This is a genomic window from Pseudomonas sp. 20P_3.2_Bac5, assembly GCF_025466035.1.
Taxonomy (GTDB): Bacteria; Pseudomonadota; Gammaproteobacteria; order Pseudomonadales; family Pseudomonadaceae; genus Aquipseudomonas.
This window is the reverse complement of the sequence record NZ_JANLOA010000128.1, coordinates 180,534-189,086: the sequence shown is the minus strand read 5'-3', so window position 1 is coordinate 189,086 and position 8,553 is coordinate 180,534. Positions and strand designations below refer to the sequence as shown.

General features: G+C 65.5%; 7 protein-coding genes. 3 read left to right on the top strand and 4 right to left on the bottom strand.

Annotation, left to right across the window (positions count from 1 at the left end):
* The first annotated feature begins 30 nt into the window (after nt 1–30).
* The gene (locus NTD88_RS24735; RefSeq protein WP_262154042.1) at nt 31–2,505 is read left to right on the top strand and encodes a TonB-dependent siderophore receptor; all 2,475 of its coding nucleotides are present in this window, start codon (nt 31–33) and stop codon (nt 2,503–2,505) included.
* An 80-nt stretch (nt 2,506–2,585) separates the two neighbouring features.
* On the opposite strand, the gene NTD88_RS24730 is transcribed toward NTD88_RS24735, so the two are convergent.
* The 3 genes from NTD88_RS24730 to NTD88_RS24720 form a co-directional block, all read right to left on the bottom strand.
* Nucleotides 2,586–3,179, bottom strand: a complete 594-nt coding sequence (locus tag NTD88_RS24730) for an HAD family hydrolase (RefSeq protein ID WP_262154041.1) — start codon at nt 3,177–3,179, stop codon at nt 2,586–2,588.
* A complete protein-coding gene (gene tesB, locus NTD88_RS24725; RefSeq protein WP_095159977.1) occupies nt 3,176–4,045 on the bottom strand; it encodes an acyl-CoA thioesterase II in 870 nt (289 codons plus the stop codon). The genes NTD88_RS24730 and tesB overlap by 4 nt, the downstream gene beginning before the upstream one ends.
* 76 nt (nt 4,046–4,121) lie before the next feature.
* Nucleotides 4,122–4,691 (bottom strand): GNAT family N-acetyltransferase, encoded by a 570-nt coding sequence (locus tag NTD88_RS24720; RefSeq protein WP_262154040.1) that lies wholly within the window; start codon nt 4,689–4,691, stop codon nt 4,122–4,124.
* A gap of 137 nt (nt 4,692–4,828) precedes the next feature.
* Here NTD88_RS24720 and NTD88_RS24715 point away from each other — a divergent pair, with 137 nt between their 5' ends.
* On the top strand, nt 4,829–5,743 hold the full coding sequence (locus NTD88_RS24715) for a histone deacetylase (protein ID WP_262154039.1): 915 nt from the start codon (nt 4,829–4,831) through the stop codon (nt 5,741–5,743).
* Nucleotides 5,744–5,894: 151 nt separating this feature from the next.
* A complete protein-coding gene (locus NTD88_RS24710) occupies nt 5,895–7,133 on the top strand; it encodes a TIGR03862 family flavoprotein (protein WP_262154038.1) in 1,239 nt (412 codons plus the stop codon).
* A 67-nt stretch (nt 7,134–7,200) separates the two neighbouring features.
* On the opposite strand, the gene NTD88_RS24705 is transcribed toward NTD88_RS24710, so the two are convergent.
* On the bottom strand, nt 7,201–8,523 hold the full coding sequence (locus tag NTD88_RS24705; protein WP_262154037.1) for a DEAD/DEAH box helicase: 1,323 nt from the start codon (nt 8,521–8,523) through the stop codon (nt 7,201–7,203).
* Nucleotides 8,524–8,553 lie beyond the last annotated feature (30 nt).

Below are 8,553 nucleotides of genomic sequence, written 5' to 3'. Positions count from 1 at the left end.
TCCACCCCGCCACCCCGAAAGGAACACCGCATGCCCCCGTTCTTCCCGCGAGCGTCCATCCCCCTGGTTCGTGCTGTCCGCCTGGCGCTGTTCGGCCTGCCCATGGTTTCCCTGCCGCTGCTCAGCGCCCTGCCCGGCCAGGCCATGGCACAAAGCGCCAGCCAGCAGTTCCAGATCGCCGCGGGTCCGCTGGGCACCAGCCTGAGTTTGTTCGCCACCCGCGCCGGGATCACCCTGACCTTCGATGCCCGCCAGACCCAAGGCCGGCAGTCCGCCGGGCTGCAGGGCAACTTCAGCGTCGAAGACGGCCTGGCGCGCTTGCTGGCCGGCAGCGGCCTGCGCGCCCAGCGTCAGAGCAACGGCGGTTACGTGTTGGTCCCGGCCGGTGACGGCAGCGCCGTGGAACTGGGCGCCACCAGCATCGACGGCCAGTGGCTCGGCGAAACCACCGAACACTCCGGCAGCTACACCACCGGCGTCAGCCGCACCGCCACCAAGCTGCCACTGTCGATCCGCGAAACGCCGCAATCGGTGACCGTGGTCACCCGCCAGCAAATGGACGACCAGGGCGCCAAGAGCATCGCCGACGTACTGCGCAACACACCGGGCGTCGCCGGCCAGGTCTACGACAGCGACCGCACCGAGTTTTCCAGCCGCGGCATGGTCATCACCAACTACCAGTACGACGGGGTGAACACCGTTTACGACGGCGTCTACAACGAGGGCGTGACCCAGGTCGACATGGCCACCTACGACCGCGTCGAAGTGCTCAAGGGCGCCACCGGCCTGATGACCGGCTCGGGTGATCCGTCGGCCACCGTCAACCTGATCCGCAAAAAGCCCACCGCGCAATTCCAGGCCTCGCTGACCGGCAGCGCCGGCTCGTGGGACAACTACCGTGGCGAAGGCGACATCTCCGGCCCGCTCAACGACTCGGGCAGCCTGCGCGGTCGCTTCGTCGGCGCCAAACAGGACCGCAAGGGCTACCAGGATCACTACCAGCAGGAAAAAGAAGTCTGGTACGGCATTCTCGAAGCCGACCTCAGCCCCGACACCCTGCTGACCGTCGGCATCGACCAACAGACCACCACACCGCGCGGCACCTCCTGGACCGGCAACCCGGTGTACTTCTCTGACGGCGGGCGCACCGATTTCTCACGTTCGTTCAACCCTGGCGCCGACTGGAGCCGCCGCGACTTCCAGAGCCGCACCTACTTCGCCAGCGTGGAACAGGCACTGGCCAACGACTGGACGCTCAAGCTCAGCCTCAACCAGATGCAGTCCGACCACGACACCCGCCTGGCCTCGGCCAGCGGCGGCAACCCGGACCGCGCCACGGGCGACGGCATGTTCTTCTACTGGGGTCGCTGGGAAGGCCACCGCGTGCAGAACAGTGCCGACCTGAGCCTGTCCGGGCCGTTCAGCCTGTTCGGCCGCGAGCATGATCTGGTGGTCGGCTTCAACAACTCCACCTCGCGCCAGACCGGCGCCACCTACGACACCAGCCTGTTCGCCATGGTCCCCGGGAGCATCTATGACTGGCAGGGCGATATCGACCGTCCGGTATTCCCGAAGAACGGCAAGTACGAGCAGAACAAACGGCAGAACGGCGCCTACATCGCCACCCGCCTGAAGCCGGCGGACGACCTGTCGGTGATCCTCGGCACCCGGGTCAGCAACTTCAAGTACGACGATGACTACAACTACGACGGCCTCAACCCGATGTTCCAGGACAGCCAGGCCAGCTATGAGCAGCATGGCGTGGTCACGCCCTACGCCGGGGTGGTCTACGACCTTGATGACACCTGGTCGGTGTATGCCAGCTACACCTCGATCTACCAGCCGCAGACCAACAAGGACATCAACGGCGCGACCCTCGATCCGGTGGAAGGCGACAGCTACGAGACCGGTCTCAAGGCAGCGTTCCTCGGCGGCAAACTGAACGCCAGCCTGGCGCTGTTCCGCATCGAACAGGACAACGTCGCCGAGTCGATCGGCACTAACCCTGTGACCAACGAAGGCATCTACAAATCCACCGACGGCGCCACCACCAAAGGCCTGGAACTGGAAGTGGCCGGCGAGCCGCTGGACGGCTGGAATATCAGCGCCGGCTACACCTACGCCCGCACCCGCGACGCCGACGAGCAGCGCATCTTTGGCTTCCCGATGAGCACCAGCAAGCCCGAGCACCTGATCCGCCTGTTCACCACCTACCGCCTGCCAGGCGCGCTGGAGAAGGTCACCGTGGGCGGCGGCGTGAACTGGCAGAGCGCGTTCTACGGCAACATCTGGAACCCGGTGCTCAGCGACTACAGCCGCATCAAACAGGGCGGCTACACCCTGGTGGACCTGATGAGCCGCTACCAGTACGACGAACACCTGAGCTTCACGCTCAATGCCAACAACGTGTTCGACAAGCGCTACCTGAGCGGGCTGGGGAACTTCGACACCACTTATTACGGCGAGCCGCGCAATGTGATGGTGACGACGCGCTGGGCGTTCTGAAGATCCAAGGGCCGCTTAGCGGCCCATCGCTGGCAAGCCAGCGATGGGCCCCAACAGAATGAACTGAGCAGCCCCCGCCTTCAGCCCGCCAACAAATGTTGCAACGCCCGGCAATCCGCCGCATGCCAATCCGCCAGTTCCGGCCAGGGATTATCCGGCAGGTTCACCAGCACGGTGCGGGTCCCCGCGGCGCGGCCGCAGTCGAGGTCGAAGCGGTAGTCACCGACCATCACCATCCTGGCCGGCGCCACCTCCCAGGCCTCGGCCAGTTTCAACAGTCCGCCCGGGTGCGGTTTCGGCGGCGCTTCATCGCGGCCCAGCACGCTGTCCACCGGGAAGCAGTCGGCCAGGCCGATGGCGTCCAGGGTCACATGCGCCAGTTCCCGCGCATTGCGGGTCAGGATGCCGAGTTGACACCCCCGCTCCGCCAGCTCACGCACCAGCTCCACCGCGCCCACCGCCGGTTTCGAGGCGATCGCCAGGTCCCGCTCGTGTTCGAGCAGCCACGCATGCTTGGCCTGTGCCTCCTGCGCCGGTAACGCGGCGAGGTGGGTGAGGATGTCGTCTTCGGCGGGAATGCCCAGCGCTTCGCGAATCGCCGCGAAATCATGCACGGCCACCGTCAGGGTGCCGTCCATGTCGAACACCCAGTGACGAATCTCGGCGAGGCTCATGTCCAGTCCTTGCGGTGGCGAATCAGCCCTTCCTGACACGACGACGCCACCAACTGCCCCGCACGGTTGAAGATGCTGCCGCGGGCGAAACCACGGGCATTGCCGGCCCACGGGCTGTCCATCGCATACAGCAGCCACTCGTCAGTGCGCAGGTTGCCGTGGAACCACAACGCGTGATCGAGGCTGGCGATCTGCATGTCCTTGTGCCAGACCGATTTGCCGTGAGGCATCAGCGAGGTGGTCAGCAGGCCGAAGTCCGAGGCGTAGGCCAGCATGTACTTGTGCAGGGCCTGGGAGTCAGGAAGGGTGCCGTCGGCGCGGAACCAGGCGTACTTCACCGGATCGCCGGGCTTGGGATTGAAGGGGTCTTTCTCGGTGACCGGGCGCACCTCGATCGGCTTGGCGCACAGCAGCTTGTCGCGAATGTGCTCCGGCAGGTGCTCGGCCATGGACTGGGCCAGCTCCACTTCCGATGGCAGGTTCTCCGGGCCGACCACCTCGGGCATCTGCCCCTGGTGCGAGAAGCCTTCTTCGTCGTACTGGAACGACGCGCTGCAAGTGAAGATCGGGTTGCCCTTCTGGATCGCCGTCACGCGCCGGGTGCTGAAGCTGCCGCCGTCACGCACGCGGTCCACCGAGTAGACCACCGGCATGGTCGCGTCGCCCGGACGCAGGAAATAACCGTGCAGGGAGTGCACGTGGCGCGCTTCTTCGACCGTCTGGCTGGCGGCCGACAGCGACTGGCCGAGCACCTGGCCACCGTAGAGCTGGCGGAAGCCAAGGTCCTGGCTACGGCCGCGGAAGAGGTTTTCCTCGATCGCTTCCAGACTCAACAGATCGACCAGATCGTCCAACACGTGGCTCATTCGAGATTCTCCAAAGCAGGGCGCAAGGCGGCAAATGATACAGGATCTGTCATTACTGGCCTGTATGTTCGCTGATTCAGCCGCGCAAGGTGGACTGCCACTGGGCGCGGTTGATGCGGTACAGCACATGGGGGCGCAGCGGATGACCGGCCTCCAGTTTCGGGTGTTCGAAGTCGCCGGCAGGGTCGGCCTGCATGCCGATGGCCTGCATCACTTTCTGCGACGCGAGGTTGTCGCGGCTGGTGAACGACACCACTTCTTTCAAGCCGATCTGGGCAAAGGCGCAGCGCAGGGATGTCCAGGCCGCCTCGCTGGCAAATCCCAGGCCCCAGTGACGTCGAGCGAGGCGCCAGCCAATTTCCACCGCCGGGGTGAAATCGGCGTCGAAGCTGACCTTGGTCAGGCCGGTCATGCCGATAAAGGCGCCCGTGTCCTTGCGCTCCAGCGCCCAGAGGCCAAAGCCGTATTCGGCGAAATGCCCACGCACACGGCCGATCAGCGCGGCGCTTTCCAGCCGGGTCAGGGGCGCGGGGAAATAGCGCATCACCTGCGGATCGGCGCACAAGGCGGCGAACTCCTTCAAGTCGTCGTCCTGCCACTGACGCAGCAGCAGGCGCGCACTTTCCAGTTCGAGTATTGGCGTCATCACGGCTCCCAAATCACGGCCTCGCAGTCTACAGCGTAGGCAGCCAATGCTGGCCCTGCATGGCCAGCATCGCCCGGCGCTGGCGCACGTCGCCGGGCAACTGGCAAGATCGGCCGATCTCCACCAGCGGACCGACCATGCGCCTGCCTCTTGTCTATCACGACGACTACAGCCCGGAATTTCCTGCCGAACATCGCTTTCCCATGGACAAGTTCCGTCTGCTGCACGACCACCTGATCGACAGCGGACTGACCACCGACGCGGCGCTGTTGTGCCCGGAAATCTGCCCCAACGACATCCTCGCCCTGGCCCACGACCGCGGCTACATCGAGCGCTACCTGAGCGGCGAACTGTCCCGCGAGGACCAGCGTCGCCTCGGCCTGCCCTGGAGCGAAGCCCTGGCGCGGCGTACCGTGCGCGCGGTGGGCGGTTCGCTGCTGGCGGCGGAACAGGCGCTGCAACACGGCATCGCCTGCCACCTGGCCGGCGGCACCCACCACGCCCATTACGATCACCCGGCCGGCTTCTGCATCTTCAACGACCTGGCGGTGATCAGCCATTACCTGCTGGAGGCCGGCCGGGTCCACCGGCTGCTGATCTTCGACTGCGATGTGCACCAGGGCGACGGCACCGCGCGGATTCTCGAACACACGCCGGATGCCATCACCGTGTCGCTGCACTGCGAACAGAACTTCCCCGCGCGCAAGGCCCGCAGCGACTGGGACATTCCCCTGCCCCGCGGCATGGGCGACGCCGACTACCTGAAGGTGGTGGACGATGCGCTGAACTACCTGCTGCCGCTCTACCAGCCGGACCTGGTGCTCTACGACGCCGGCGTGGATGTGCACAAAGACGACGCCCTGGGTTACCTGCAACTCACCGACGAGGGCCTGGCCGCGCGGGATACCTGCGTGCTGCGCCATTGCCTGGGCCGCGATATCCCGGTGGTGGGCGTGATCGGCGGCGGCTACAGCAAGGACCGCGAAGCCCTCGCCCGCCGCCACGGCATCCTCCATCACAGCGCGCAACGGGTGCTGGATTACCCACAATGACTGTGGAACCGCTTGTGGATAACCTGAGCGAAAGCCCGTTTGGTCCTTTGAAACCGGGCATGCGCGGCACTTGAGCATTTTTTGTACAGTGCCGCCTGTGACCCACCTCGGGTAGAATGGCCGGCTCTTTTATCCCCAGCCTGCCGCCACCATGACCGACGCCTCCACCACTCCCCCCGCCCACGTTGCCATTATCGGCGGCGGCCCCGCCGGCCTGATGGCGGCGGAAGTCCTCAGCCTGGCCGGGGTTCGCGTCGATCTGTACGACGCCATGCCCTCGGTAGGACGCAAGTTTCTCCTGGCCGGCGTCGGCGGCATGAACATCACCCACTCCGAGCCCTACCCCGCCTTTATTTCCCGCTACGCCGAGCGCCGCGAAGACATCGCCGCGCTGCTGCAAGGCTTCGACGCCGATGCGCTGCGCGCCTGGATTCACGGCCTGGGCATCGACACCTTCGTCGGCACCTCGGGCCGGGTTTTCCCCACCGACATGAAAGCCGCGCCCCTGCTGCGTGCCTGGCTCAAGCGCCTGCGCGATGCCGGCGTAGTTATCCACACCCGCCATCGCTGGCTGGGATGGAACGACGAGGGCGCGCTGCGGATCGGTTATCCACAGGGCGAACTGGCGGTAAAACCCGACGCGGTGATCCTCGCGCTTGGCGGCGGCAGTTGGGCGCGGCTGGGGTCGGATGGCGCCTGGTTGCCGCTGCTGGCTGAGCGGGGTGTGGATATCTCGCTTTTGCAGCCGGCCAACAGCGGTTTCGAAGTGGCGGCCTGGAGCGACCTGCTGAAACAGAAATTCGCCGGTGCACCGTTGAAGAACATCGCCCTCAGCCTGCCCGGCCAGGCGCCGCGCCTGGGTGAATTCGTGCTGACCGAAGGCGGCGTCGAAGGCAGCCTGGTGTATGCCTGGTCGGCGCAGGTCCGCGAAAGCATCAACCGCGACGGCAGCGCCACCCTGCTGCTGGACCTGCTGCCGAACAAGCCTGTGGACAAAATCGCTGCCGCGCTGAGCAAGCCACGGGGCTCGCGCTCCATGGCCAGGCACCTGCACGGTCAGTTGGGCCTGGACGGCGTGAAAGCGGCGCTGCTGCGGGAGTTGACCGGGCCGGAGGTGTTCGCTGACCCGCAACGGCTGGCGGCGGCGATCAAGGCGTTGCCCATAGTGGTCGTGCGGCCGCGGCCACTGGATGAGGCGATCAGCAGTGCTGGCGGGGTGAAGTTCGAAGCGCTGGATCAGGGCTTGATGTTGAAGCCGATACCGGGGGTGTTCTGTGCCGGCGAGATGCTGGACTGGGAGGCGCCGACGGGGGGGTATTTGCTGACGGCGTGTTTTGCCAGTGGGCGGGTGGCGGGGTTGGGTGCTCTCGACTGGCTGAAAAACCGGTGATTATCGATTCATTGTTCGGGCCTATCGCTGGCTTGCCAGCGATAGGCCCGAATAAGCAAAGAACTTCTTAAGGCTTACGCTTCTTGGGCCCGGTATTGAACGCCGGCACCTTGCGCACCGCCTTCGCCGGCACCGGCGCATCGCCGCTGTCGGTCCAGCGCCCGAGGCTGCCTTTCGCGCCGCTCTGCTTGGGCTTCTTCGGTTTCTTCGGCTTTTTCAGGATCTGTCCGCTGGCATCAGTCTCCGGCACCCGGTGATCCGGCTCGAAATCCGGCTCCATATGACGCGGCAAGGTCTTGCGGGTCAGGGTTTCGATTGCCGAAAGCAATTGCACTTCATCGGCGCAGACCAGGGAAAGCGCTTCGCCGGTATTGCCCTTGCGGCCAGTCCGACCAATGCGGTGGATGTAATCCTCGGCGACGATCGGCAAATCGAAGTTCACCACCAGCGGCAGGTCATCGATATCCAGGCCCCGCGCCGCGACGTCGGTGGCCACCAGAATCTGGGTTTCCCGCGCCTTGAAACTGTCCAGCGCACGCTGGCGGGTTGCCTGCGGACGATCACCGTGGATGCCGTCGGCATTGATGCCCAGGCCGACCAGACGCTCAACCAGTTGATCCACACCGTTACGGGTCTTGGCGAACACCAGCACCTGGCTCCAGCGCTGCTTGCGCAGCAGGTGGCAGAACAGCTCGGTCTTGCGCTTTTTATCCACAGGCACGATCCACTGCTTCACCGTGCTCGCGGTGACGTTGCGCGGGCTGACTTCGATGCTCAGCGGGTCGTTGAGCATCTGCCCGGCCATCAGGCGGATTTCGTCGGAGAAGGTGGCGGAGAACAGCAGGGTCTGGCGCTTGGCCGGCAGCGCGGCGTAGATCGAACGCAGCTCTTCGGCGAAACCGAGGTCGAGCATGCGGTCGGCTTCGTCCAGCACCAGCGCCTGGAGCTGGTTGAATTTCACCGCGTTCTGGCGGAACAGGTCGAGCAGACGGCCAGGCGTCGCCACCAGCAGGTCGATGCCCTTGCGCAGTTTCATCATCTGCGGGTTGATGCTGACCCCGCCGTACACCGCGTAGGTGCGCAGCGGCAGGTGCTCGGCGTATTCGCTGATGTTGGCGTGAACCTGCTCGGCCAGTTCGCGGGTCGGCACCAGCACCAGGGCGCGGACCGAGTTGCTGGCGACCTGGGCGCCTTCCATCGTCAGGCGCTGCAGCAGCGGCAGGGCAAAACCGGCGGTCTTGCCGGTGCCGGTCTGGGCCGCGGCCATCAGGTCGCGACCGGCCAGCACGGCGGGGATGGCCTGGGCCTGAACCGGCGTCGGGGTGGTGTAGTTCAGGCCTTCGAGGGCGCGCAGCAGCGGTTCGATCAGGCCGAGTTTGGCGAATGTCATGGAAATACCGTCAGGGGATTCGTGCAATGG

Excerpts from the sequence above, each read along its gene's own strand:
- NTD88_RS24735 (WP_262154042.1), top strand. The coding sequence starts at position 31 with ATGCCCCCGTTCTTCCCGCGAGCGTCCATCCCCCTGGTTCGTGCTGTC.
- NTD88_RS24730 (WP_262154041.1), bottom strand. The coding sequence starts at position 3,179 with ATGAGCCTCGCCGAGATTCGTCACTGGGTGTTCGACATGGACGGCACC.
- tesB (WP_095159977.1), bottom strand. The coding sequence starts at position 4,045 with ATGAGCCACGTGTTGGACGATCTGGTCGATCTGTTGAGTCTGGAAGCG.
- NTD88_RS24720 (WP_262154040.1), bottom strand. The coding sequence starts at position 4,691 with ATGACGCCAATACTCGAACTGGAAAGTGCGCGCCTGCTGCTGCGTCAG.
- NTD88_RS24715 (WP_262154039.1), top strand. The coding sequence starts at position 4,829 with ATGCGCCTGCCTCTTGTCTATCACGACGACTACAGCCCGGAATTTCCT.
- NTD88_RS24710 (WP_262154038.1), top strand. The coding sequence starts at position 5,895 with ATGACCGACGCCTCCACCACTCCCCCCGCCCACGTTGCCATTATCGGC.
- NTD88_RS24705 (WP_262154037.1), bottom strand. The coding sequence starts at position 8,523 with ATGACATTCGCCAAACTCGGCCTGATCGAACCGCTGCTGCGCGCCCTC.